General features: G+C 31.3%; 29 protein-coding genes, 2 tRNA genes, 1 rRNA gene, 1 pseudogene and 1 riboswitch. Of the genes and pseudogenes, 26 read left to right on the plus strand and 7 right to left on the minus strand.

The features are described 5' to 3' along the window. Positions 1-3: 3 nt before the first annotated feature. From rrf to tsaD, 7 genes are all read left to right on the plus strand, one after another. Positions 4-119: ribosomal RNA gene (gene rrf, locus CAB05_RS21450) — 5S ribosomal RNA — on the plus strand. Positions 120-161: 42 nt separating this feature from the next. Then, positions 162-238 (plus strand) — tRNA-Met (locus tag CAB05_RS21455). 3 nt (positions 239-241) lie between these two features. Further along, a tRNA-Asp gene (locus CAB05_RS21460) sits at positions 242-317 on the plus strand. A 215-nt stretch (positions 318-532) separates the two neighbouring features. Beyond that, on the plus strand, positions 533-1,000 hold the full coding sequence (gene tsaE, locus CAB05_RS21465; RefSeq protein ID WP_088004185.1) for a tRNA (adenosine(37)-N6)-threonylcarbamoyltransferase complex ATPase subunit type 1 TsaE: 468 nt from the start codon (positions 533-535) through the stop codon (positions 998-1,000). Then, the gene (gene tsaB / locus CAB05_RS21470) at positions 981-1,673 is read left to right on the plus strand and encodes a tRNA (adenosine(37)-N6)-threonylcarbamoyltransferase complex dimerization subunit type 1 TsaB (protein WP_088004187.1); all 693 of its coding nucleotides are present in this window, start codon (positions 981-983) and stop codon (positions 1,671-1,673) included. Before tsaE ends, tsaB begins: the two co-directional genes overlap by 20 nt. Before the next feature lie 9 nt (positions 1,674-1,682). After that, entirely contained in the window at positions 1,683-2,147 is a 465-nt protein-coding gene (gene rimI, locus CAB05_RS21475) for a ribosomal protein S18-alanine N-acetyltransferase (protein ID WP_088004189.1), read from the plus strand. After that, complete coding sequence (gene tsaD, locus CAB05_RS21480; RefSeq protein ID WP_088004191.1) at positions 2,131-3,156, plus strand: tRNA (adenosine(37)-N6)-threonylcarbamoyltransferase complex transferase subunit TsaD; 1,026 nt, start codon at positions 2,131-2,133, stop codon at positions 3,154-3,156. The genes rimI and tsaD overlap by 17 nt, the downstream gene beginning before the upstream one ends. Before the next feature lie 217 nt (positions 3,157-3,373). On the opposite strand, the gene CAB05_RS21485 is transcribed toward tsaD, so the two are convergent. Continuing rightward, complete coding sequence (locus tag CAB05_RS21485; protein WP_088004193.1) at positions 3,374-5,302, minus strand: ABC transporter ATP-binding protein; 1,929 nt, start codon at positions 5,300-5,302, stop codon at positions 3,374-3,376. A gap of 167 nt (positions 5,303-5,469) precedes the next feature. Between CAB05_RS21485 and CAB05_RS21490 the strand changes: the two genes are divergently transcribed. After that, positions 5,470-6,096 carry a redox-sensing transcriptional repressor Rex gene (locus CAB05_RS21490; protein ID WP_088004195.1) on the plus strand — a complete coding sequence of 209 codons (627 nt, stop codon included), beginning with the start codon at positions 5,470-5,472 and terminating at the stop codon, positions 6,094-6,096. A 37-nt stretch (positions 6,097-6,133) separates the two neighbouring features. Here CAB05_RS21490 and CAB05_RS21495 read toward each other — a convergent pair whose 3' ends face one another. Continuing rightward, the gene (locus tag CAB05_RS21495) at positions 6,134-6,820 is read right to left on the minus strand and encodes a CPBP family intramembrane glutamic endopeptidase (protein WP_088004197.1); all 687 of its coding nucleotides are present in this window, start codon (positions 6,818-6,820) and stop codon (positions 6,134-6,136) included. Positions 6,821-7,096: 276 nt separating this feature from the next. Between CAB05_RS21495 and groES the strand changes: the two genes are divergently transcribed. From groES to CAB05_RS21560, 13 genes are all read left to right on the plus strand, one after another. Then, the gene (groES, locus tag CAB05_RS21500) at positions 7,097-7,381 is read left to right on the plus strand and encodes a co-chaperone GroES (protein ID WP_025672094.1); all 285 of its coding nucleotides are present in this window, start codon (positions 7,097-7,099) and stop codon (positions 7,379-7,381) included. 57 nt (positions 7,382-7,438) lie between these two features. Next, complete coding sequence (gene groL / locus CAB05_RS21505) at positions 7,439-9,064, plus strand: chaperonin GroEL (protein ID WP_088004199.1); 1,626 nt, start codon at positions 7,439-7,441, stop codon at positions 9,062-9,064. Between the two features lie 124 nt (positions 9,065-9,188). Then, positions 9,189-10,100, plus strand: a complete 912-nt coding sequence (locus CAB05_RS21510; protein ID WP_088004201.1) for a tyrosine-type recombinase/integrase — start codon at positions 9,189-9,191, stop codon at positions 10,098-10,100. Positions 10,101-10,444: 344 nt separating this feature from the next. Next, a complete protein-coding gene (locus tag CAB05_RS21515) occupies positions 10,445-11,320 on the plus strand; it encodes a hypothetical protein (protein WP_088004203.1) in 876 nt (291 codons plus the stop codon). A gap of 126 nt (positions 11,321-11,446) precedes the next feature. After that, positions 11,447-11,761, plus strand: a complete 315-nt coding sequence (locus tag CAB05_RS21520; RefSeq protein ID WP_088004205.1) for a hypothetical protein — start codon at positions 11,447-11,449, stop codon at positions 11,759-11,761. Between the two features lie 34 nt (positions 11,762-11,795). Further along, a complete protein-coding gene (locus CAB05_RS21525; protein ID WP_088004207.1) occupies positions 11,796-12,266 on the plus strand; it encodes a hypothetical protein in 471 nt (156 codons plus the stop codon). A gap of 268 nt (positions 12,267-12,534) precedes the next feature. Next, positions 12,535-12,708: a hypothetical protein gene (locus CAB05_RS22260; RefSeq protein WP_158093329.1), complete on the plus strand. Its 174-nt coding sequence runs from the start codon at positions 12,535-12,537 to the stop codon at positions 12,706-12,708. Positions 12,709-12,968: 260 nt separating this feature from the next. Further along, entirely contained in the window at positions 12,969-13,172 is a 204-nt protein-coding gene (locus CAB05_RS21530) for a transcriptional regulator (protein ID WP_088004209.1), read from the plus strand. 233 nt (positions 13,173-13,405) lie between these two features. Beyond that, positions 13,406-13,615: a hypothetical protein gene (locus CAB05_RS21540; RefSeq protein WP_088004214.1), complete on the plus strand. Its 210-nt coding sequence runs from the start codon at positions 13,406-13,408 to the stop codon at positions 13,613-13,615. Between the two features lie 74 nt (positions 13,616-13,689). Beyond that, positions 13,690-14,505: a hypothetical protein gene (locus tag CAB05_RS21545; protein ID WP_142283148.1), complete on the plus strand. Its 816-nt coding sequence runs from the start codon at positions 13,690-13,692 to the stop codon at positions 14,503-14,505. A 479-nt stretch (positions 14,506-14,984) separates the two neighbouring features. Next, positions 14,985-15,578, plus strand: a complete 594-nt coding sequence (locus CAB05_RS21550) for a recombinase family protein (protein WP_088004218.1) — start codon at positions 14,985-14,987, stop codon at positions 15,576-15,578. Positions 15,579-15,716: 138 nt separating this feature from the next. Continuing rightward, positions 15,717-16,265, plus strand: coding sequence for a hypothetical protein (locus CAB05_RS21555; protein ID WP_088004220.1), 549 nt, complete (start codon positions 15,717-15,719; stop codon positions 16,263-16,265). A 27-nt stretch (positions 16,266-16,292) separates the two neighbouring features. After that, on the plus strand, positions 16,293-17,603 hold the full coding sequence (locus CAB05_RS21560; protein ID WP_088004222.1) for a hypothetical protein: 1,311 nt from the start codon (positions 16,293-16,295) through the stop codon (positions 17,601-17,603). Positions 17,604-17,782: 179 nt separating this feature from the next. On the opposite strand, the gene CAB05_RS21565 is transcribed toward CAB05_RS21560, so the two are convergent. Then, positions 17,783-18,862 carry a hypothetical protein gene (locus tag CAB05_RS21565; protein ID WP_088004224.1) on the minus strand — a complete coding sequence of 360 codons (1,080 nt, stop codon included), beginning with the start codon at positions 18,860-18,862 and terminating at the stop codon, positions 17,783-17,785. A 362-nt stretch (positions 18,863-19,224) separates the two neighbouring features. Here CAB05_RS21565 and CAB05_RS21570 point away from each other — a divergent pair, with 362 nt between their 5' ends. Beyond that, positions 19,225-20,247, plus strand: a complete 1,023-nt coding sequence (locus CAB05_RS21570; RefSeq protein WP_088004226.1) for a hypothetical protein — start codon at positions 19,225-19,227, stop codon at positions 20,245-20,247. Positions 20,248-20,407: 160 nt separating this feature from the next. After that, positions 20,408-20,500 (plus strand): annotated as a pseudogene (locus tag CAB05_RS21575) (TCP-1/cpn60 chaperonin family protein); the annotation flags it as partial. Positions 20,501-20,595: 95 nt separating this feature from the next. Here CAB05_RS21575 and CAB05_RS21580 read toward each other — a convergent pair. Then, on the minus strand, positions 20,596-21,447 hold the full coding sequence (locus CAB05_RS21580; RefSeq protein WP_088004228.1) for an ATP-dependent DNA ligase: 852 nt from the start codon (positions 21,445-21,447) through the stop codon (positions 20,596-20,598). A gap of 227 nt (positions 21,448-21,674) precedes the next feature. On the opposite strand from CAB05_RS21580, the gene CAB05_RS21585 reads away from it, so the two are divergent. Then, positions 21,675-22,079, plus strand: coding sequence for a hypothetical protein (locus CAB05_RS21585; RefSeq protein WP_088004230.1), 405 nt, complete (start codon positions 21,675-21,677; stop codon positions 22,077-22,079). A gap of 142 nt (positions 22,080-22,221) precedes the next feature. Continuing rightward, on the plus strand, positions 22,222-22,995 hold the full coding sequence (locus CAB05_RS21590) for a peptidoglycan recognition protein family protein (RefSeq protein ID WP_158093330.1): 774 nt from the start codon (positions 22,222-22,224) through the stop codon (positions 22,993-22,995). A gap of 205 nt (positions 22,996-23,200) precedes the next feature. Here the strand turns inward: CAB05_RS21590 and CAB05_RS21595 are convergent, their stop codons facing one another. From CAB05_RS21595 to CAB05_RS21605, 3 genes are read right to left on the minus strand one after another with little or no spacing between them, the layout of a single operon-like run. Beyond that, entirely contained in the window at positions 23,201-23,521 is a 321-nt protein-coding gene (locus CAB05_RS21595; protein WP_088004232.1) for a DMT family transporter, read from the minus strand. Position 23,522: 1 nt separating this feature from the next. After that, positions 23,523-23,873: a DMT family transporter gene (locus CAB05_RS21600; protein WP_088004248.1), complete on the minus strand. Its 351-nt coding sequence runs from the start codon at positions 23,871-23,873 to the stop codon at positions 23,523-23,525. A gap of 3 nt (positions 23,874-23,876) precedes the next feature. Continuing rightward, entirely contained in the window at positions 23,877-24,476 is a 600-nt protein-coding gene (locus CAB05_RS21605) for a TetR/AcrR family transcriptional regulator (protein WP_088004234.1), read from the minus strand. 160 nt (positions 24,477-24,636) lie between these two features. After that, a riboswitch (purine riboswitch) is annotated at positions 24,637-24,739 on the plus strand. A gap of 145 nt (positions 24,740-24,884) precedes the next feature. On the opposite strand from CAB05_RS21605, the gene guaA reads away from it, so the two are divergent. After that, positions 24,885-26,420, plus strand: a complete 1,536-nt coding sequence (guaA, locus tag CAB05_RS21610; RefSeq protein ID WP_371870411.1) for a glutamine-hydrolyzing GMP synthase — start codon at positions 24,885-24,887, stop codon at positions 26,418-26,420. Positions 26,421-26,432: the final 12 nt, after the last annotated feature.

Raw genomic sequence — 26,432 nt, forward strand, 5'->3', positions numbered from 1 at the left:
AAATCAGGTGATTAAGGCGAAGAGGTCACACCCGTTCCCATACCGAACACGGCAGTTAAGCTCTTCAGCGTCGATGGTAGTTGGGGGTTTCCCCCTGTGAGAGTAGAACGTCGCCTGGTTTTATTTTTTTAAGGATCTAAATTAGTTAGTATCCAAATTATCGCGGGGTGGAGCAGTCTGGTAGCTCGTCGGGCTCATAACCCGAAGGTCGCAGGTTCAAATCCTGTCCCCGCAACCAAATGGTCCCGTGGTGTAGCGGTTAACATGCCTGCCTGTCACGCAGGAGATCGCCGGTTCGATCCCGGTCGGGACCGCCATACATATGAATTTTAAAACGAAACAATTTGTTTCGTTTTTTTTTATATATAAAATAGCATTACCATTTCAATAGGAAATGAAGATTCGTTATATATTTTGTAACACTATTCAGTATTAGGAAATATTACTGTTTGACAATCCCTTAATGTTTTGAAATGATATAATATGGCAAAGTTAGAATAGACGAGTATGAATTTTTTTGGTGGTGAAGTAATTGGAAATTGTTTTACATACAAATACCGAGGAAGAAACGCAGCAAATTGCATATTTTCTTGGTGAAATTGTTCAACAGAAAGATGTAATTTTATTAGAGGGTGACTTGGGAGCTGGCAAAACAACTTTTACGAAGGGCTTTGCAAAAGGACTTGGCGTAAAAAGAACAGTTAACAGCCCTACATTTAATATAATAAAAGAATATAAAGGTAGAATTCCGCTATACCATATGGATGTTTATCGATTAGAAGGAAGTAACGAGGATTTAGGCTTTGATGAATATTTTATGGGTGAAGGTGTTTGTGTAGTAGAATGGGCACATTTAATTTCAGATTACTTACCAAATGAATTCTTGAAAATTGTTATTACACATAAAGAAAATGGTAGAATGATTACTTTATTCCCTAAAGGAGCAAGGTATGAATTTGTTTGCAAGGAGTTAATAAAAGATGACCGTTTTAGCAATTGATACTTCAACAAATGTAATGGGTATTAGTCTTTTAAAGGATGAATCAGTTATTGGTGAAACTATTACATTTATAAATAAAAATCATTCCGTACGTTTAATGCCTGCAATTGATGCTTTAATGAAGGAATGTAACATTAAACCTAAGGAATTAACAAAGATTGTTGTTGCAAAAGGCCCTGGATCGTACACTGGTGTAAGAATTGGTGTTACTGTAGCAAAAACACTAGCTTTTTCATTAAATATACCTATTATAGGTGTATCTAGTTTAAAGGTATTGGCGTCAAATGGTCGTTACTTTGAGGGGCTAGTTTGTCCAATATTTGATGCGAGAAGAAATTTATTGTTTACAGGGCTTTATGATTTTAGAGGGAATGAAACTTCAAGTATTTTAAACGAATGTAATATAGATCGAAGTGTTTGGATGGAAAAATTAAAGTCACTGAATGAGCCAATTCTTTTCGTTGGCAATGATGTTGCGATCCATAAGGATTACATTATTGAACAACTAAACGAACGAGCAATATTTGCTACGAATAATTTAAACAACCAAAGACCAAGTGAATTATTTAACTGTAGTCTTGAGGAAAAGGAAGAATCTGTGCATGAATTTGCACCTGAGTATTTAAGATTATCTGAAGCTGAAGCAAATTGGTTAGCAGACCAAGAAAAGTAGGAGGATGTTATGATTTCATCAGTTGCTTTTCGACAAATGAGAGAAGAAGATTTAAATCAAATAATGGAAATAGAAAAAAAGTCATTTGCAACACCATGGACTTATGATGCGTTTTATAATGAGTTACATACAAATCAATTTGCTCATTATGTTGTAGCGGAGGTTGACCAAGAAATCATTGGATATTGTGGATTATGGGTAATTATCGATGAAGGACATATTACGAATATTGCCATATTGCCGGAGTATCGTGGTAATGGTCTTGGCGAAAAATTGCTTCTTGCAGTAATAGACACTGCTCGTGAACTTGGTGCGGAAACATTAACATTAGAAGTAAGGGTTTCAAATGATGTTGCAAAGGGATTATATCGTAAGCTTGGATTCCAAGATGGAGGAATTCGCAAAAGTTATTATACAGATAATTATGAGGATGCTTTAGTAATGTGGGTGAATATAAATGATCATAAAAGATAATTGTTTAATTCTTGCTATTGAAACTAGCTGTGATGAGACATCAGCAGCTGTTATTAAGAATGGTAATGAAATATTAAGTAATATTGTCTCAACTCAGATCGATATCCATAAGCGATTTGGTGGTGTAGTACCCGAGGTTGCTTCAAGATTACATGTTGAGCAAATTACATTAGTTATAGAAGAGGCTATGTCAAAAGCAAATGTTGAATACACAGACTTATCAGCGATTGCGGTAACAGAAGGTCCAGGTTTAGTTGGAGCTTTACTTATTGGCGTTAATGCTGCGAAAGCAATTGCTTTTGCACATGATTTACCTCTAATCGGCGTACATCATATTGCAGGTCATATTTATGCTAATCGACTTATACAGGAATTGCATTTCCCTTTATTGGCACTTGTGGTCTCTGGAGGGCATACTGAGCTTGTTTATATGAAAGAAGACGGAGAATTTGAAGTAATTGGTGAAACAAGAGATGATGCAGCTGGAGAAGCTTATGACAAAGTAGCTAGAACTTTAAAGCTTCCTTATCCAGGTGGTCCACATATTGATCGTTTGGCGCAAGAAGGAAGTGCAAATATCCCTTTTCCTAGAGCTTGGTTAGAGGAAGGTAGCTATGATTTTAGCTTTAGTGGATTAAAATCAGCTGTTATTAATTATATGCACAATGCTGAACAACGTGGAGTGGAGATATCCCCAGAAGATGTTGCTGCAAGCTTTCAAGAAAGTGTTGTAGAAGTAATTGTTACGAAAACAATTCAAGCAGCGAAAGAATATGATGTAAAGCAAGTATTGTTAGCAGGTGGAGTTGCTGCAAACAAAGGTTTACGTGCTTCATTACAAAAAGAAATGAGTATATTTAGTGATAAAGAGTTAGTCATTCCACCACTTTCACTTTGCACTGATAATGCTGCTATGATTGGTGCAGCTGCGTATGTTCGTTTCAAACAAGGAAAACTATCTAGCTTGTCTTTAAATGGTAATCCAGGTTTAGATTTAGAAAACATGTAAGAAAGACTTATTCACATTTTTAACAAAATATGTGGATAAGTCTTTTTAGTTTGTTTACAACTTAATAACATTATGTGAACAATAATGTGTATAAGTTTAGATAATAACTGTGGATAATGTGCATAAGTCTGTGTAAAAGCTTAAAAATTCCAAATTATTTGTGGATAAACATGTAGATAAATAAAAACGGATCGCTTTTCGCGTATCCGTTTTTTGTTTATTCTTGTAAGTTCTCCCATTCTTCCATAAGAGACATTAAATTTGTTTCATGATCATTTTTCTGAATGGTTAGTTCTTGTACGAGTTGGAAATCTCCGTAAACTTCTGGTTTACACAGTTCAAGTTCGATCTGTTCAATTTCTTTCTCGATATTTGAAATACTACTTTCAATCTCTTCTATACGACGTTGTGTTTGGCGTAGCTTTTTCTTTAACTCTTTATCCTGTTGGTAATCTGAAACTGGTTGATGACTGGATTGACGAATCTGAATTTCAGCGTTTTCCTTTTCAGCCAGTTCTTTTTCATAAGCTTCATTCTTCTTGAATAAATAATAATCATAATCGCCTAAATAAGGAGTCAAACCTTCTTTTGCAAGTTCAAATGTTTTTGTGGATAATCTGTTCATAAAGTATCGATCATGGGAAACAAATAAAATTGTTCCTGGGTAATCTAGAAGAGCATTTTCTAATACTTCCTTACTATCCAAATCTAAGTGGTTCGTTGGCTCATCCAGAATTAAGAAGTTTGCTTTTTTCATCATAAGCTTTGCAAGAGCCAATCTAGCTTTCTCTCCACCACTTAAAGATGAGACATTTTTCGTGACATCATCTCCAGAGAATAAAAAGTTACCTAAGATTGTTCTAATTTCTTGTTCAGGCTTTAACGGATAATCATCCCATAACTCATCAAGAACTCTTTTGTTTGATGTTAATTTAGCTTGTTCTTGATCATAGTAACCAATAAATACATTTGCTCCGAAATCTATACTGCCTTGTAATTTTTCTAAATCTCCAATAATCGTTTTAAGTAATGTTGATTTTCCAACTCCATTTGGTCCTACTAGGGCAACACTATCTCCACGATTAAGAACAAAGTGCATTGATTGATCTATAGTAGGTACACGGTCGTAACCAATGAAAAGGTCTCTAACGTTAAGTACATCATTTCCACTTTGTTTTTCTATTGTAAAAGAAAAGTTGGCAGAAGACTCATCTCCTTGTGGTTTATCTACTCTGACCATTCGATCTAGTAGTTTTCGACGGCTTTGCGCTCTTTTAGTAGTAGAAGCACGCGCGATATTTCTCTGAACAAAATCTTCGAGCTTGGCGATTTGTTCTTGTTGTTTCTCAAACTGTTTTAAGTCTTGTTCGTATTGAGCAGCTTTAAGTTCTAAATGCTTACTATAATTCCCCACATATCTTTGATGCTTGTGGTTTGAAATCTCATAAACGATATTTACAACTTGATCAAGAAAATAGCGATCATGTGACACGATTAATACAGCGCCAGGGTATGATTGTAAATAACGTTCAAGCCAGCTAAGTGTATCAATGTCTAAATGGTTCGTAGGCTCGTCCAGAATTAATAAATCAGGCTTTGTTAGTAATAGCTTACCTAACGCCAGTCTCGTTTTCTGGCCACCACTTAATGATGATATTTTTGTATTGTAATCTTCATTTGAAAATCCAAGACCACTAATTATTGAACGAATGTCTGCTTCAAACTGATATCCGCCACTTTCTTTAAATGTAAATTGAAGATGATCATATTCGTTTACAATTTTGTCGTAAACGGTTTGATTTGAATAAACATCTTCTTGGGTCATTTTATGTTCTAGCTTTCTCATGTTATCCTGCATTTCTACCAGATGACTAAAAACAGAGTAGTATTCTTCCCAAATTGAGCGATCACTTTGTAAGCCAGAGTTTTGGGCTAGATATCCAATCGTGACGTCTTTTGGTTTAATTAATTCTCCACCATCATAAGATATTTCACCAGCGATAATTTTTAAAAGAGTAGACTTACCAGCACCATTTCGACCAACAATTGCTACTCGATCATTCGTCTGAACTTCTAACTTAATATTTGAAAGTATAATGTCACTACCAAAATATTTGGAGACATTATTAACTTGTAATAGGATCAAGATATTCACCTCATTGCAAAATTTTTTATCTATTAAACTGTTTACTGTCAAAATTCATAAATATAGTGTATATTTTACAGTAGAACAAGTACTTTATTACTAAAATGAAGGCTATTTACACAATATAGTAAAAAGAATTACAGTAACAGTAAGTGGGGGATTGTAAAATGGAGTCGGAACAAATTAAAATTCCACAAGCTACTGCTAAACGTCTACCTTTATATTACCGTTTTATAAAGAATTTGTCTTTATCAGGTAAACAAAGAGTTTCTTCAGCAGAGTTAAGTGAAGCAGTAAAAGTAGATTCCGCTACAATTAGAAGAGATTTTTCGTATTTTGGTGCCTTAGGAAAAAAAGGGTATGGCTATAATGTAAATTATTTATTAACATTTTTTTCGAAAGCGCTTAACCAACACGAAGTAATGAAAGTAGCGTTAATCGGTGTGGGGAATTTAGGAACCGCATTTTTACATTATAATTTTATAAAAAACAATAATACAAAGATTGAAATGGCGTTTGATATTGACCCAATGAAGATTGGAACAGAAATAGGTGGAGTTCCAGTCTATAATCTTGATAAATTAGAAGAGATAATGAACGATGATATTCAAATCGTCATTCTAACTGTTCCTGCTCAAGTCGCACAGTCGATTGCAGACCGTTTAAAAGATAAAAATATAAGAGGTATTTTGAATTTTACGCCTGCACGTATTAGTGTACCGGAACATATTCGAATACATCATATTGATTTAGCTGTTGAGTTACAAACATTAGCATACTTCTTACAACAATAAGTAAATTAAAAACCCCCATTTGCATGGGGGTTTTTTTTTAATAGATGAAATGAAATAATTTAATTTGTTGAAATACGACAAATGAGTTCATAAACATATGAGTTAGAATTGGAACTAAAATCGAATTTGTCCGTTTATATAGATAACAAAATATAAATCCGATCAGAAAATAAGATAAAAAGAATGGCAAGTCGCCGTGCATGAAAGCAAAAATAACTGAGCTGATTCCAGCAGAAACAATAAAAGGAAAACGTTCAAATAGCTTTTTGAAAATAATACGACGGAATACGATTTCTTCCAATATCGGTGCAATTAAACTTGGAATGACGATAAAGGCAGGATTTAGCTTAGCGATTTGAATAATGTTCTGCGTGTTTTCTGACCCTTTATCTAAATCAAAAACTAAAATTAAAATGAGATTACACACAATTTGAGTAAACATTGTGACAGCATATCCGATTAAAGCCCATTTTAATATTGTCAGCGTAAAACTAGACGAAAGATTTTTTATTCCAATAGAGATTGGACCTCTTAATAAAATTAAAATAATTAGAAGACCTGTAATAAAACTAATGCATCCCCATAAACCTACTGCCTCGATTTTGGCAGCCTCTTTGTCTAACCCATCATATAAACTGCTATTTAATAGAAAACGAACACCATAAAATCCAGAATACTGAATCAAAACATACGTTAATAAAATCCATAAATCTCTTGTTTTCAAAACGATAACTCCTTTGTGTTGATATTTTCATAACCCAAAGGTTTATAACAACATGTACATTATTGTACTCGTTTAAGATGGTTCTTAAAAGGTATTTACATATTTTTATTAAACTTCTTTAAAATACGTTAATTAAAATTAATAAATTTCGACAAGAAAAGTGCTAGCTTCGGACTTGCAAAATCTCATGATATTATTTAAACTAATAATTGTGTTAGCACTCAATATTAATGAGTGCTAAAAAATAATGATTAGATTATTGAGGAGGTATTACACATGTTAAAACCATTAGGTGATCGTGTTGTAATTGAGCTTGTTGAGTCTGAAGAAAAAACTGCTAGCGGTATCGTATTACCAGGTAGTGCACAAGAAAAGCCACAAGAGGGCAAAGTTGTTGCAGTAGGTACTGGACGTGTACTTGAAAACGGCGAGCGCGTTGCTTTAGAAGTATCTGTAGGTGACCGCATCATCTTCTCTAAATACTCTGGTACTGAAGTTAAATACGGTGGTACAGAATACCTTGTACTTCGCGAAAACGATATTCTTGCAATTATAGGTTAATTAAATAAAATACTTAGTTTATAAAATAATTTTTAAAATTTTAAGGAGGTCATTTTAATGGCAAAGGACATTAGATTTGGTGAAGAAGCACGTCGCGCAATGCTACGTGGTGTAGATGCTTTAGCTGATGCTGTAAAAGTAACATTAGGACCAAAAGGACGTAACGTAGTTCTTGAGAAGAAATTTGGTTCTCCATTAATTACAAATGATGGTGTAACAATCGCTAAAGAAATCGAATTAGAAGATGCGTTTGAAAACATGGGCGCTAAATTAGTAGCAGAGGTTGCTAGCAAAACAAATGAAATTGCTGGGGACGGTACAACAACTGCAACGGTATTAGCACAAGCTATGATTCGTGAAGGTCTAAAAAACGTAACAGCGGGTGCAAACCCAATGGGTATCCGTAAAGGTATCGAAAAAGCAGTTGCTGTTGCACTTGAAGAGTTAAAAGCTATCTCTAAACCAATTGAAGGCAAAGAGTCTATTGCACAAGTTGCAGCAATCTCTTCAGCTGATCCAGAAGTAGGCGACTTAATCGCTGAAGCAATGGAACGTGTTGGTAACGACGGTGTTATTACACTTGAAGAATCAAAAGGTTTCACAACTGAATTAGAAGTAGTAGAAGGTATGCAGTTTGATCGTGGATACTCTTCACCTTACATGGTTACAAATTCAGATAAAATGGTAGCTGAATTAGAAAACCCATATATTTTAATTACAGATAAAAAAGTAACAAATATCCAAGAAATCTTACCAGTTCTTGAACAAGTTGTTCAACAAGGTAAACCATTATTAATCATTGCTGAAGATGTTGAAGGTGAAGCGCAAGCTACAATCATCGTTAACAAATTACGTGGTACATTTAATGCTGTAACTGTAAAAGCTCCAGGATTTGGTGACCGTCGTAAAGCAATGTTAGAAGATATCGCAGTATTAACTGGCGGTGAAGTAATTACAGAAGAATTAGGATTAGATCTTAAAACGACTAATATTACTCAATTAGGCCGTGCTTCTAAAGTTGTTGTAACAAAAGAAAATACAACAATCGTTGAAGGTGCTGGTGAAACTGAAGCAATCCAAAGACGTATTGGTCTAATTCGTGCTCAATTAGAAGAAACTACTTCTGAATTTGACCGTGAAAAATTACAAGAACGTCTTGCAAAATTAGCAGGTGGTGTAGCAGTAATCAAAGTTGGTGCTGCAACTGAAACTGAGCTAAAAGAACGTAAATTACGTATTGAAGATGCTTTAAACTCAACACGTGCTGCAGTAGAAGAAGGTATTGTAGCTGGTGGTGGTACTGCATTAATGAGCGTATATAATAAAGTTGCTGCAATTGAAGCTGAAGGTGATGTTGCTACAGGTATTAACATCGTATTACGTGCGCTTGAAGCACCAGTACGTCAAATTGCAACAAATGCTGGTTTAGAAGGATCAGTAATCATCGAGAAATTAAAATCTGCTGAAGTTGGCGTTGGTTTCAATGCTGCTAACGGACAATGGGTAAACATGATTGAAGAAGGAATCGTTGACCCAACTAAAGTAACACGTTCTGCACTTCAAAATGCAGCATCTGTTTCTGCTATGTTCTTAACAACTGAAGCTGTTGTAGCTGACATCCCTGAGAAAAATGCTCCTGCAATGCCTGACATGGGCGGCATGGGAATGGGCGGCATGATGTAAGGCTTTTAGCCAAACATTTGAGAAATAGTTAAGGCTATTTTTCGCCTAATGTGAGAACTAGTCACGTTAATAAATTAATTCTAAAGAATAGACTACTTCCTAAAAAATAGGGGGTAGTCTTTTTATGTTATTAAAATTTGCTTTTCAAGATTTTCTGGATGACAGACAATTCAAAAACACAACCAAGATAAACATTAGAAATTATCAAACACTATTAGGTGAGTTTGTGAACTATTGTATCGAAAATGAGGTAATAAACGTCGAGGACATAACATATGCTCATGTACGTCAATATCTCTTAGAATGCCTAGAAAGAGGGAATAAGGCGGGTACTATCAATACCAAACTCTTAAGAATACGAGCGTTCTTAAATTACATGGTTGAATGTGAAGTTATTAAAAACAATCCTGCTAAACGAGTAAAAAAACAAAAAGAGGACGTTAAGATTGATGTATTTAATGATGAGCAAATACGACAGATGTTGAATTTTTATAGACGTATTAAGCAAAGGGAAAAAAGCTACTTTGCTTATCGGGATTACTTAATGATAGTTACTATACTTGGAACAGGAATAAGAAGAGGAGAAATCATTAACCTAAAGTGGACTGATATTGATTTTGTAAATCAAACTATATCTGTTTTTGGCAAAAGCAGAAGAAAAGAAACAATTCCTATTACAGATAAACTATCAAAAGAGTTATCAGCTTATCAAATATTTTGTAAACAGTATTGGAAAGACTTAAATGATTATGTGTTTGTAAAAAGGGATAACAGTCAATTGACAGAGAACGCAATAATGTTGGTCTTTAAGTATCTTAGTCAAAAAATGAATTTCAAAGATATTAGAGTTTCCGCTCATACTTTCCGTCACACATTTTGTCATAGACTAGCCATGTCAGGTATGAGTGCATTTGCTATTCAGAAACTAATGCGACATCAAAATATAGCAGTCACTATGAGATATGTGGCTATGTGGGGTAATGAATTAAGGGAACAGAATAATAAGTATAATCCTTTGAACACTTTAGATGTTTGATAAGTACTTTTATAGACATATATTAGTTAAGCTTCTAAAGTGATATTCGAACAATGAGCAGGTATATTCAAATGGATGTTGATGATTTGAGGATAGTCAAAAGAAGTAACAACTAAAAAATATCTATAACAAAATCACTATATAAATGGTGGTTTTGTTTTTTTTTATAAGAAACTTCGTTTTTAAAGTATAAAAGCGAAATAGCAAATAATGCATACAATTTATACAAGAATTTTTTTATGATTTTTATATACAATTAAAGTTCATTCGAGTTGATTTTAACAGCGAAAAAACCGATATAATCATTAATTAATGACAAAATAAAATAATAACAAGGTGATTACATGAAAACAAATATCTATTTTGATGCTACACCTAAAAAAGGTATATATAAATATACATTTGGGTTAACAAAAGTAGAATTATCCTCATTAAAAATGCACGAAAAAGGATTTCTCTATAGTTATTATGATGATTCAGTAAGAATAAAAATTCTTTTTATAGGGTCTACTGCAGAATATATAAAAAAGAGAATAGTAAACAAAACCGAAAAAAGTAGTCATACATATAGAAGTTTCACTATCCAAAAGAGTAGTAATAAATCTATTAGCTTTCAACTAACTTTTAAAGCTACACCAATTCTACAGCACGATTTTAGTAAAGGTTCTTTTATTATTACTAATAATGGAATAAAGAATCCAGATGTTAGATATATCGTTAAGTTAAAATATACATCAGAAAAATTGGAATCTTTGAAAAATAATGCACTAGATAAATTAATAAAACAATCTACACCAAAACAAGATGATGTTATAAAAACTAGTGAAGAACAGAGTGTTCTAAATAATCCTAACAAGATAACAAAGACTAAAAAGAAAACAAAGACTAAAAAGAAAAAAACTATAGTAAATCTTAACCAACCAACACATAAATTAAAAATAAAAAGTACAGGAAAGTTAATCTCATCAATTAAAAAGTATGAAGAAATGTTGAAAGAAAAGGAAAAGAATAATACGGAAACAAATGAATTTAACGATAGAATATTAAAATCAAAGGGAATTTATTTAGCAAATCCACATGCATTTAGAATATGTAATAACTGTGTAAATTTTAATAGTAGCAAGTGTTCAGTCCACTCTTTGAAACTAACAAAAAATCATTCTTGTAGAAAATTCTACGGCTATAAAACTTATTTAGGTGGGGCATTCTCACCAAGATAAATAATTGCAAAACCGTATATTAAATGCTTTTATTTTCAATTGAATAAAATGATAACTAAATTTATTTTATTCTTTAGATTATTAATTAAAATTTATTTTTATAAATATCAAAGGAGAATTTAAATAATGAAGACACTATCTAAGGTTTTATTTGTACTTGCATTTGTATGCATGTTGTTAGGGAGTTATAAACTATTTGTATATGATAGTGGAGAATATAGTGATGAATCTAAAAATGCCTATGTTGGTGGTGACGCATATAATTACATTATTAATGCGGGACAATCGACTGCGTACTTCGTTATGACAGGTGTGTTCTCAATGTTAGGTTTAGGATTCTTTTATATTGCTAGAAAAGAAGAACAGCAACATGCATTGTTAAATGAAGTTAAAAGAATACAATACATTCTAGAAAAACAAAATCATTCTACTAAAAGTTAGGACAATTTATTGCAACAAAAAAAGGGGATAAGTTATGAAAAAATTTATCGTTTTATTACTATCGACATTTCTAATCATATCAGCATGCTCAAACAACAAGAATGAATATACAAAAGAAGAAATTGAATACATTGATACAATAAATACTGCAATTGACCAAACTATGAAATACTATGAAAAATTAAATGATTCAATAAGAGATACTCAGAATTATAACTCTGATTATTCTTCAAATAGTGCCTTTTCAAGTATGATGGGTATCAATCTAGTTAATGACACATTAAAGAAGGAAGTTACACCTCCAAAACGCTTTAAAGAGTTGCATGAAGACTTATTAGAAGGCACTGAGTTACTAAGTGAGGTATCTGTAAGCCTGCCTGTTGTTATTAACGCAAATGATACACAAGGTATCAATGAAAATGTAGAAAAGTTTAGCAAGGCAATAAAGATAATTAATGATGTCTATGATGAGTTACCTCATGATGAAATAAAGGTTAAAAAATAAAACATATCTGCATGTGAAAAGCGGGAAGAAAATTAATTCTTCCCGCTTTTGTATGTTTACAACTCACTCACTCCCAATAAAACCGAGATTTCATTGAGTATGTATATATCATTCCAATATTACATCAACATATTTCAATTTTTTTCCAAACAAGTGAATACTTTATTTGGCACTTGGAAATACTAATAATTTATATGTATAAACATCTATTAATATGGAGATTATGTATATTGTAAAGTGGAAAAGTAATTGAAAAGGAGGAGTTTAGATGAAGTTTTTTTGGACTAAAGAAGCATTAATTAACTATATTAAATATGAAATTGACGTTAAGGATTATAATGAAGAGGAAAATTGTGATTGTCCTATATGTAATTCAATTCGTTTTAAAATGGTAAATAAAACTAATAAAAAATTAAATAAACTTATGAAGCATGCTAAATGAGTAATCCCAAGTGCGATTTACGGACTATATATAATATTAACTTAAAAAGATTTTTTTTATTACTTTTTAGATAGAGAGATATAAGTATATATATTTAATATAGTTCGTAAATCGTACCTAATCAAAAAACATTCATTCTTTGACACGGATGCTTTATTTATAAAACATTGTAATTACTCAGCCAAAAATGAATAACTAATGAAGCGGTAATGATTTTAATTATTGAAATAGTTAAATCAGAATTGGAGTGTGGTTGAGGTATGAATATTGAACTGAGTTTAAACCATAGAGAGAAGTATAAGGTGTTAAGAAAAAGGAATGGTATAAAGTTAAGAAGCATTTCAAAAGAACTAGAAGTATCTGTACCAATGCTATCTATGTATGAGAACGAACTGGCTAATCTGAGTAAAGAAAAAGAGAATATGTACCGACTAATTATTTTGAGTAATGATACTCAATTGTAGGTGGTAGTGATGGATAAAAAAGTATATACAAATAAATATTTCTTTTGCTACTCAGTACCCTTGTTCAAATATTTAAAAATGGACAAGGGTATTTCTTTTGTATGTTATGCATTACATGACAAGACATTAAAACCATTTTGGATGTTTGAAAGAACGGAGGACTTGAACCGAGCATTATCTGATTATGTTTAAATATATAATTTTTATTTAGTGAATATATAGGAGGAGTTGTAATGGCGAAAAAGAAAAACAGCGTTTATTTTAATGAAAAGGAACTTAATAACATATTAGGTTATGATGAAGAGTACAAGAAAAAAATATATATTACCAATGATATATTTCAAGACTTATTAAATTGTTCAGAGTTCAAACCTAAAACAAGCAAAGTAAAAGATGGTAATGGACAAGTAAATATAAAAAAGAAGCAAACGCTAATCATCTAGCGTTTGCTTTTTCTTATATTTACTTAATTTCTTATATATATCGCTATGCTAGATGCTATTATACTGATGAGAATTTGAATGAGAAGATTATTAATGAGGATTTATTGTATATGATTTGCAATACATCACCAGAAAGTAAAGGTAAAGATGGTGTTAAGTATCTAACTAAACAAAATGGTGTGCTTGAAAAATTAGGATATATTAGGAAAGTTAAGGAGTATCCTCTAGAGTTTTTTTATCTAGACGAGCATGATGATGTTGTAGTTGATTTTTATTATCAAAAACCAGAATCTGTTGAATTTATTTTAAAAACAGAGAATGATACGCATTTACCTAATTTAACTGTAAATTACCCAGTTAAAGCCTTTCACTCATGCAGTGAATCAGAACAAGATAACTATTATAATGGATATTTCTATTTTTCACATTATACAACAGAAATTCCTCTAGATGTTTTTATATATTGTATGTCTAGGAAAGAAATTGGTAAAATTGGCTTCTACCTATATTGTATTCTAAAGAGTAAATGTGACTATTTTTACGCGAAAACAAACAGAAGAGGATATATAAGAGCGTTAGATGCTTTAGCAGGAGATACTGGAATTGGTAAAACTACTTTATCACAAATGCTCAAAATTTTAGAAAAGCATAATATGATATTTAATTCACATAATCATTATGTAATTGGTTTACCTAAAGGAAAAAAAGTCCCTCCTAATACATATATTACTTTTGATTACAAAGACTTTTATAAGTATGAGAAAAAGAGTGTTAACACACGTAAAGTAGTAAGTTATGAATTTTATGATTCGAACGTGGGAGTATATATTAATTCCAATGAAGAAATAAGTGAAGAAAACATTGACTTAAAAATGCCTATAAGTTTATAGTTTAGTTTTTTCGTATCGCAAAATAACTCACAAGACTTTCTGAACGAGTGTACTCAGTGGCGGATAGGAAGTAGGATAGTGGGTATTCCTTTATACTATGCCCCTATATATAGCCTGTTGTCTAAAAGACAGCAGGCATTTTTGTTACTTTACAGTTTGTAAAGGTATACCTTTGAGAAAGTTGAAAATTAAGTGAATTTATCGTTTGTAAATGTTTTTTTGGGAGATTGTAAACGTTTATAAGCTATACTCAACTTTATAAATAATAAGATGTAATACTAATTGAGTATTGTTGCTTATTACTTTACTAAGTAATTATATCGAATAATTACCGATAGACTACACTTAAACGGTAATTAAAAGTGGAAAAATGAAAGCCTGTTATATAAAGAGATTCATGAAATAAAAATATTACCGTTTGACTATTACCGTAATCTTTGTAAAATATTTACATAAACTAATACTGCGGAGTGATAAAATTGAAAACTGTAGGTTATATACGTGTAAGTAGCGAATCACAAAATATTGCCCGACAAATGAAGTCGTTAGAAGAAGCGGGTTGTACTAGTTTTTATATTGAAAAATTAAGTGGTGCTTCAATGGAGCGTCCAGAACTACAAAAAATGTTAGAAGAGATAAATGAAGGAGATACTATAATTATTCATGAAATAAGTCGTTTATCACGTTCAACTAAAGACCTACTTTCAATTGTAGATATTATCAAGAATAAAGGGGCAGGATTAAAGTCTGTTTCTGAAAAATGGTTAGACTTGTCTGAAGATAATCCTATGAGTGAGTTTATATTCACAATCTTTTCGGGTCTAGCACAATTTGAACGAAGGATGATTAAGCAGCGTCAAATGGAAGGTATAGAGATAGCTAAAAGAAATGGGAAATATAAAGGACGTAAAACGAAATTAATCGATGGTGGTAAAGAAGAGCAGCGAATGAAGGCGATAATTGAAGCTTACCAACAAGGTAAATCTATAAAAGATATCCGTACAACTTTTAAAGTCGGTACAGGAACTATCTACAGATTATTAGAACGAAAAGATGTCAGGGGAGAGTATTAAGACAATAAGGATATTGTGTTTGAAATAAGGAAATGGTAAATGAATTATTTATAGTTAGTTGTAGTAAAAATTTTCCAAAAAAATTACAAATAATATTATAATAAATCTATAGTTAAATTTCAGGAAGGGGGAACGTGATTGAATAAGTATGTGATTCCTTTTTTATTAATTGCCTTAGGCGTTTTAATGTCTACTGACTTATTTTTAGAAATAAATGCATATGTGATAGCTTGTTTTAATCTGTGTGCTTTCTTCTTCACACTTTCTTGTGTAAACGTTGGTTCTGTAAAATCCAAAAGCAAGAATACAATTTCATTAATTATTAGGTCGACTTTACAAATTTTTGGTGTCATAGCTTTTTTGATGATTATTATTGATAAAAAATTCAAGTATTACAATGAAATATACAACTTAGTTGTTAATATAAATGCTAACTCATTACTACTAATTGGTTTATCTGCGACATTGATTTCTATTTATGCTAGTAAAGATTATGAAAATAGCAAAGATTCTTCCTATAAAAATCAATTAAGAGATTTGAACAAAGATATAGATGTACTCAAAAATAAATATTTAGACTATAAAAGTAAGAACTCAACTTTAAAGTCACAAAAGGAGCAGTTATTAACAGAGAATAGAAAACTTATACAAACAATAAATGAAATATTAGATTCAAAAGAAAAGTAGAAGTTAATTTTGGAGAAGAGGTTGGATATGGAGAATATTATTTCAACTAAGAGGTATGTTGTAAAGCTTAGTCAAACTACAAATAAACCTGTGAAAGCATGGAGAATAACAGACTTCATTGAAAAAGTTAATAATTCATACTATAAGCAAGAACTTTTAAAGGAAATTAAAGAACGATTAAATCAAGGTGAAAATCCAGCGAATATTATAATTTTAGATAAATCTTTTAATATTCATAAAGCATATAGAGGAATAGGTACGTTAAAACTAAACACGATTAATGGATCAAAAAAATTATACCATTATGGAAAACCGTATTCGCTTTATCCTAATAAGAAAATAATCTTAATAAATAATATCTTTAGTACTTTCTCTGAATTATATTCTTTATTTAATAAACATGGTGTTAGACTGGATAAATCAATTCTCAATACTGTAATCCAACAGGCTTTTAATAATGAAAACGAGTTAGATATAAGTAAATTGTATTCTGAGATAGAATTTGGTTACATGAGTTTTGAAGAAGAGGACCCCTTATTAAAAAAACTAAAAGTAAAAGTTAATGAAGAACTGGAAAACCTAAAGTCTAATATTAAATTAGACTTACAAGAAGCTAATACATACGTTGATATCGATAGTTTAATAGATGATGAATTGTCATTAAAAAACAATTTTAACGATGAGGATTATAAAAAATTATATAATTGTTTTCCAAATAAATTTGCAAATTATTTTGTTAATATAACAAGACCTATAGTCGGGGTATATAATGTTGATAAAAATACTGTAGAAGTATTAGGTGTAAATTTTATAAAGAAAAATGGGCATGATGATAAGCAAATTGACTTAAAAAGCGTTTCTCATAATAGTCCATTTACAGTGATATTGGTTGCTGGAATTACTTTGATAAATTCAATATATCAAATGCATTGTAATAAATTTGATAAAACTAAGATTGAGAGCGAAGAAGAAGGAATATATAGTGTACTTCAAGAGTTTGATTTGAATGATGATGAAGATGATGAAGATGATGATATTTTTGAGAAAGAAATTTCTGAAGGAAAGATTGCACTCGAACGTTGGCAAAAAACAAAAGAACAATTAGAAATTGCTATTCAAGAAAATGGACAATCTATTGAAGAAGAGTTAGATAAAATTGAAAATACAGAAGTTAGTTCAGTTGTAAATATCGGACATTCAATAGATTTCACAATAAATAATATAGAGATAAAATTGCAAAGTTATTTTGACAAAGCCTTTGAATTTAATGATTTTAAAGATGGTGAAATAGAGGTAATTCAAGAAGTTAATAAAGAAGAAATTGATAACGCTATTTAGATTTAATCTTCCTAAAGTACAATACCGGACACTTTTTCTTCTACTTTATTTCAGTAAATGATTTATACTAATGAAAAGTATATAGAAAGACCGATATTGGGAATAAAGGTGAAAATTGTAATATTTTGTATAAAAGACAGTGAAAATATGAACTCACTGTCTTTTTTGATTATTATTTTTTATAAACAGTACCAGTAATCAGGCAAATTATAACCATAATCTTTAGGATTTTTCAATTCACTGCTAATTTCAAATGAACAACAATAACATTTTATGTACCAAGAACATGTCCAGTAGGAACTGTAGGTTCCATCTTCCTCCATATCACCATCCGAATCTATGTAGGATGTCAAGGAGTTAACTCCGCATACAGGGCAACTATATATCCTATCAGCTTGGGAGTATTTCTCTAAATGAACTTCTGCTTCTGCAATCCTTTTTGAACGGTTAATAATTTCGTCATTAAAGATTTTAAATTTGTAATCTAATGGATTGTTATACGCTGCCCGACCTAATTCTTTAAGAAAAGCAATTTTTCCGATATTAAAATTAGCATTGGAACATTCACTAATAATTTCAGTAATTGGGTCAATTTGGGAATTAACAGTATTATACTTCCATCTGTTTTCTAAATTTTTATATTCTGGTAATTCAACTACATTAATAATTAGTGGAAGTAAATATTTACCTATAAATAAATCAAGTGCTTCGTATCGTAATACATATGTCCCCCTATGCCATATTCGATTTCTCAGAAGATTTAATTGTTCAAGTGCAACTTTGTTTTTTGGTTCATTGAAAAAATTAAATTTGGTGTCAAGTTTTCCTATCCTAATCAATTGACACATTCTTTCGAAAGTAGATTTAAACTCAGATGTTCTTAAACCTTCAAGGTCTGAAGAGGAAACCTTTTCTTTAAACAACAGATTATAAAAAAGTTCATGCTTATTATCTATATTTAGGACCAAGAGTTCATGCTTTTCTCTAAGTATTTCTTTGCAAATAAGTTCGAAAAAATGTTGCAAATGGATTATTGTTTCTGAATAGTCTTCAATGTACTCATTTCCATATTGCCAGTCTTTTTCAATTTGTGTCATGGAATTACCATTTAAGACTGTACTAATAAAAAATTTTGAACTTTTATATGTGGAGAAGTATGATTTTAATGCCGTTCTAAGTGAAATAAAAGCAAAACTTGAAATTCTCTTTTCTAATTCATTAAGGCTAAAACCGTTAGATACAATATTTTTGATTTCCATTTTTTTACCTCATATGTTTATGTTTCTTTATTGTAACTTTTAACGACTTCCGAATCAAAGTGTTTTTTGTTACTTATTAATTGAGAAATATTGAACAAAAACAAAACATATTTTTTAATCTTTTCTACTAATTAATTCAAGAGGAATAAGTTGTTTCATTGTTTCAAGTCAAACTTTGTGTTAATTCAGTTAGTGAGGACTTATAGTATTTTATTGCACTCGCTTTTAGTGAGTGTTTTTTATTTATGCAATCTCCTTTATTACATTTAATAGTTAATATTTTTGAAATATATACGATATGTATTATGACTTGAAAATGAAATGTACAATACGAATGTAAACAAGTTTGAGGGAGAGTAATAATGAGTTTATCAGATAGAAATAGTAGATTAGTTTTGGTAATTACATTAATAAGTGTCTTAATTTTCTTAATTAAAAAAACATTTTCATTAGTAATGAGTGATTATTCACACGTTTACACAGGAGATGCCTACCCTATAGGCTTAGACCATTTATTTTCTAGTGCGTTAATTTCGAATCTAATAGTAGTATTAATACTTGCTATAGTATATTGCTATTTTGAAGCACAGACATACTGTCATTATCCTGAAGGTACATTAAACAATTATATAAATAAGGCAAATTCTTGCTATAAACAATTAATAACATCAATTAAAATTTGTTTTATTATTACGTCAATTTTTTTCTTTTTAATGATAAGCTTTCCTGTAATCAATCGTTCTATAGTAAAAATTGTAGTGGCTGTGCTTATTTTTATTGTAGTAGTAATTTCTCTGTCTTTTACCAATTGGAAAATACCATTAATATATAAACTTTTAAAAGCCATAAAAAGGTATATTAAGGCTAGTTTGAATTTAACAATTATTTATTATTGGTTTTTAGCATTAATTACTCTCTTTGCAATCGTTAGTATATTAGGTATAAAGAGTAATTTGGATACAAATGTCAATATTGAATTTTTAGAAAAAACAAGTGAAATGCATATAACATATACTGACAAAACTACTGATATGTTTCCAGTAGAGATTTCATACAAAGTTAATGGTAAGAAGCAAATGATTAAAGACAGTGATGCTTTAATAGCTGGTTCTAAACTAGAGTTATCAGAGAAGCGAAAATTCTTGTTGAAGGATTATAAAATTAAAAAGGAAATGTATTCAGATGCTAAAGTTCTTTATACATATAAAATTGATTTGAAAAAACAATTACGTGAAGGTAAAAATGATATTGAGATAAACTTCGTAATTAATGATTTCATAAATGATTATGAGGGAAAGCGTAAATATACTATTTGGAATAGCATCATAAAAAACGATGAAAAAGTAGAAATTACAGAAAAGAAATTTAAATTTAAAATTAATTAACTTCTTATTATATATACTAACTTTTGAGTTTTGATTTATAACAACTTTACAGTTCATCGTCACTACTTTATACTTAAAATGTAAACATTACATAGTGAAGTAGTCTATTACTTTAGACAATGAATATACGTGATAATTCTTAGGAGATTGGTTTTCAATCTTAACAACAGAAGCAGTAGTAGCTGACATCCCTGAGAAAAATGCTCCTGCAATGCCTGATATGGGCGGCATGGGCATGGGCGGTATGATGTAATATCTAATAAAAACCCCGTAAACACTGTTTACGGGGTTTTACTATATTACTCTAAAAAAGAAATCCCCCTTGAATAATCAAGGGGGTATCTTCATTTATACGATAAAATCATCAAATATAGGATCAATTAACTCGCCATTGCTTAACTGACCTCTATTTTTAATTTTACATTTGATAAAAGGTTCAACATAGGTGTAGATTTTGTCTTCGCCTGTTTTTATATGTTTTGTAACGCTGAAAAATGCTTTTCTTTGTCCATTATTCATTCCAAATTCTACTACGCCAACATTTTCAAATTGATTGTTTTTATATTCAGAGATTAATAATCCCATACCTTGTTTTTTATACCCTGTAATGTAGTAAACATTGTACTTCCAATTAATTACTTTTAACCAATTCAAAGATCGGTGAGCTGGTATATAAAAAGAATCTTTTGATTTCGCGACAATCCCTTCAAGGCCAAGCTCTTTAATTTGTTCAAACAACATTATACCATCTGACTCAATAAAGAAGCTTTTTTTAATGAATTGTTGGTCTTTCAGTTCGTCGGCAAGAATTTGTTTTCTAGTTGATAAAGGTTCTTTCATCAAATTTCGTTTTCTAATTCGTAGTATATCAAAAACGATGTAAGTTAATGGGAACTCTTTACTTCCTTGAATAATTTTATGTTCTTGAATCGTATTTACTCGATTTAAAGCTGCTTCATAATCCTCTTTACCGTCGTTATAACAAACAAGTACGCCATCTAAATAGCAATCATCTAATTCAAGAATGTCTAGTTCAGGTATTCTACCTGTTAATTCCGCACCATTTTCTGTGTAAAGTTTATTTAATCCATTTTCTCGTTCCAGTAGTAATCGAACACCATTAGATTTTAATTCGAAGTAATGCTCATCAGAATCAAATGGGTTGTCAGCAGTTTGTAATAACATTGGCTCAATAAACATGTTTTAATCCACTCACTTGATTAATGTTAATATACATAATCTAGTATCCTTCCCATTTTTTTAGTTTTTGAGTTAATTTAATTTTCGTTCAAGTGTTTCTTTTTGTAAGTATTTATATTTTTATCTTCATTAGTTAATTTACTGATATATTATCCCTATTTCAAGTCATATCTTGTCTTCTTTCACAATAAAATTAAATTATCTACTGTGAAATGTGGTGAAAAGAAATGGGGAAAAAAAGTAGTTATAGAATAACAGAGCTTATGTTAAACGAGTATTATGATTTGAGTCAAAAAAAGAAAGACATTGAAAATCAAATGGAGCAATTACAAAAAGTATTTCATGGTTTTCTTGATCATCAATTTGGTGAGAATGAAAAAGGCGAGTTTGTGATCAATAATTTGAAATTAGAGCGAATCATTAGAAAGAAAGAGAAGTTTAATGACGCAGAAACAGTAAGTAAACTTGAGGAACTAAAATTAACTGATTTAGTTCAAGTTATTAAAAAACCAGATGGTGATAAAATAAAATCAGCCATAAATCTGGGCTTACTAAATGAAAAAGATTTGGATGGATGTATTTCAATTAATTCGTCACAAGCAATTTATGTAAAGCCAGTTAAAACAAAATAATACTAAAAAGGAATCAAAGGAGGGCTAAATGCTCTCCTTTTTTATTTGTCACCAATTTTTGCATTTTGAATATTTTATTAGTATGTGAGTACAAGCATAGTAAGTATAACATGCTTGAATAAATAAAGAGGGAGCTTTAGATATGGCACTTTGGAAAAATGACTTTATTACAATCAACAAATATACAAGACCGTCTATAAAGTTAAAAGCTATTAAAAAGATAGTGTTACATTGGACGGCTAACCCTGGAGCGAGTGCTGAAAACCATCAAAGGTATTTTAATGGTACAGCTATAAAAAATAAAACATATGCATCTGCTCATATTTTTGTAGATCCTAATGAAGCGATTTGTATTATACCATTTGATGAAGTAGCTTATCATGCAAACGACCAGTATGAAAGAAATAGTCGTGGTGAAGTATTTCGAGGTGTACCAGAGTTAGCCCCAAATGCTAATTTATTAACAGTAGGCGTTGAAATGTGTGTTGAGAGAGATGGTAGTATCTCATCAGCTACAATAAAGAGAGCTGCAACAGTGATTGCTGCGTTATGTAAAGCTTATAAATTAGATGAAAATGATATTGTTAGACATTATGATGTAACACACAAACTTTGTCCAAAACCATTTGTGGATGATCCAGAAAAATTTAATGATTTCAAAGCACAGGTCAGAGCAATCCTAAATCCACCTAAAAAACCAATATCTACTAGCCAAAAAGATTCTATTCCGTATAAAGGAATATTAAAAGAGGGATCTAGAGGAGCAACTATAAAAAAAGTTCAGCAAAAACTTAAGATAACAGCAGATGGGATATTTGGTCCAAATACAGAAAAAGCGGTTAAAAATTTCCAAGTAAAGAACGGATTAGCAGCGGATGGAATCGTTGGTCCCAAAACATGGAGCAAGCTTTTTTAATGCTTTGATAAAGGGTTTATAAAGGGACTATCATCTTATCATACTTTTTGTAAGTGAAATTGTAATCAAGAAGTTGAAATAGTTGAAGTGAAATTACAAGCTAATCGCATTCTAAATTAGCCCTTTAAAAGGCATTTTGATGTTTATAAGTGGCTAAAACAATGCAAAAAAAATCCCTAAGCTATTTAGATTAGGGATTTTTTCATTAATGAGGTGAGATTACTTTTAGACCAATTACAGATGCAATGACAAGTGTAATAAAGAAAAGTCTTTTCCAGTCGCGTGATTCTTTAAAGAACATCATTCCAATGATGACCGAACCAGCAGCACCAATACCGGTCCATATTGTGTACCCAGTTCCAACGGGGATGACTTTTAAAGCTTTTGAAAGTAAATAAAAACTAATCCATCCAGAGACAACACATAAAATAGAGTAATTTAGTTTTTTAAAATTGTTGGAAAGCTTCATAAAAGTAACAAAACCAACTTCTCCTAAACCAGCAATTAATAAATAGAACCATGCCATTTTATGAAACACCTCCTTTATCTTCTTGAAGGTCTGATTTTGTTGTTAATTTTAAGCCTAATATGCCTGATAGCAGTGTTATAACTAAAATAATTTTCATGAGGGAGGCTGTTTCGTTTAAAAATACCATTCCGATGATGACCGTTCCAGCGGCTCCGATACCGGTAAAAACAGCATATGCCGTACCTATCGGAAGTACTTTAATCGATTTTGAGAATAGATAAAAGCTAATGATAATTCCTAATAAAGTCAGAATAGTAGGCACCGTATTTGTAAAACCATCTGAATATTTAAGTCCAAAAGCCCAAGCAATTTCACAAATCCCTGCAATGATTAAATAAACCCAGCTCATCATTCATCTCTCCTTTTTCGTTGCAATCGATCGCCAAAAAAAGCTCCAAGCAGCTTTTAAGCGTTTCTTTACGAGCCCTTCATCAGGATCAAACAATTGAATAAAACAACTATCTAATAAATGGATATAAGCATCTACTAACTCATCCACATCGTTATGAAAAATTTCATTATTTTTTATGCCTTTTTCAAATAGTCCTCGGATGATAAGAAGTAATTGATTTTCAAACTCTTCGTAGCGTTTTAGTAAATGCCCTTCTAATTCCTTAGGAGGGAATAACAGCATTCTTTTCAGAAATAATCCTAAGTCTTCATGTTGAAAAAAAGTTCGAGTACTTTCTAAAACTGAGTAAAGTTGTTCCTCAACTGTTAGATGATTGTATTTTTCTATTTCTTGTTTAAATTTTGAAACATACACAGAACTTAAGTTTTCAATAATGCTTAAAAAAATTTCTTGTTTATTTTCATAATGGGCATAAATGGAAGGCTTTTTAATGCCAACTGCATTTGCAATCTCGGTCATCGTAGCTTTTTCATAACCATTTTCTGCATACAATTTAATTGTAGCTTCCTGTATTTTTAAAACCGTTGCACTACTTTTCATGTAAATCACTCCTTAAAAAAGCAATTATAAAACTACCTACCGTTCGTTAGGTAAATCATACATCAATATGATTTTCTTTACAACTTATAGCGTTTACATAAAAATTTATATGGAAATACCTTGACCGGTAAAATATACGTTGATAGAATGAGACAATAATACAAAATACGTCAATATTCTTCATATATCCTCGACAATATGGGTCGAGAGTCTCTACCGGAGCGCCGTAACATGCTCTGACTATGAAGGCAGCATGACTTTATTTAGCGATAAGTCTGATTTTCTGCCTTCTTTTTTCATGTTACACATGTACAAAAGGGAGAAAATCGGCTTTTTTTTATTTTTTTGGGAAAAATAGTATCAGTTCAACTGATACGTTAATTCAATATTATAGATGAGGTGACCGTTTTGCAAAAACATGACACGATTGTTGTACTAGATTTTGGAAGCCAATATAACCAACTAATTGCGCGCCGTATACGTGAGTTTGGCGTTTATAGTGAATTGCGTCCTCATACAATCACTGCTGAGGAAATTAAAGAAATGGGAGCTAAGGGAATAGTTTTCTCTGGTGGACCAAACAGTGTGTATGGTGAAAATGCTTTTTATTGTGATAAAGCAATATTTGAATTAGGACTTCCTATTTTAGGCATATGCTACGGTATGCAATTAATGACTCAGCATTTTGGTGGAACAGTTGAAAAAGCTGACCAACGCGAATATGGAAAAGCTGAATTAAATATTCAATTGCAATCTGCACTATTAAAAGATCTACCAAATGATCATGTAGTATGGATGAGTCATGGTGATAAAGTTACGAAACAACCTGAAGGCTTCGTAGTAGATGCAACAAGTGCATCATGTCCGATTGCTGCAATGAGTAATGAAGCGAAAAAAATGTATGGCGTTCAGTTCCATCCAGAGGTTCGTCACTCTGAATATGGTAATGACTTATTAAAGAACTTTGTTTTCAACATTTGCGAATGTGAAGCGAATTGGTCTATGAAAAACTTTATTGAAGTAGAACTTGAAAATATTCGTCAAACTGTTGGAGACAAAAAGGTACTTTGTGCACTTAGTGGTGGCGTAGATTCTTCAGTAGTTGCTGTATTAATTCACAAAGCAATCGGTGATCAGTTAACATGTATCTTCGTTGATCATGGTTTACTACGTAAAGATGAAGCAGAGGGCGTTATGAAAACGTTCAGAGAAGGCTTCCATATGAATGTAATTAAAGTTGATGCAAAAGAACGTTTCTTATCAAAATTAGCTGGCGTTTCAGATCCGGAACAAAAACGTAAAATTATCGGTAACGAATTTATTTATGTATTTGATGATGAGGCTGCTAAATTAGAAGGTATGGATTTCTTAGCTCAAGGAACTTTATACACTGACATCATTGAAAGTGGTACGGCTACAGCTCAAACAATTAAATCTCATCACAATGTTGGTGGATTACCTGAAGATATGCAATTTACATTAATTGAGCCATTAAGCACATTATTTAAAGATGAAGTACGTGCAGTTGGTTCTGAACTAGGTATTCCAGATGCAATCGTTTGGAGACAACCATTCCCAGGTCCTGGATTAGGTATTCGCGTACTTGGTGAAATTACTGATCAAAAATTAGAAATCGTTCGTGAATCTGATGCAATTTTACGAGAAGAAATCGCATTAGCTGATCTGGACAAAGAAATTTGGCAGTACTTCACAGTATTACCTGATATCCGTAGTGTTGGAGTAATGGGTGACGAACGTACGTATGATTACACAGTAGGTATTCGTGCAGTTACATCTATTGATGGAATGACTGCTGACTGGGCACGTATTCCATGGGATGTACTACAAAAAATCTCAACTCGTATTGTTAATGAAGTGAAGCACGTAAACCGCATCGTGTATGATGTAACGAGCAAGCCACCTGCAACGATTGAGTGGGAATAACATTCTAATATT

This window comes from Gottfriedia solisilvae (assembly GCF_002128405.1).
Classification (GTDB): Bacteria; Bacillota; Bacilli; order Bacillales; family Bacillaceae_G; genus Gottfriedia; species Gottfriedia solisilvae.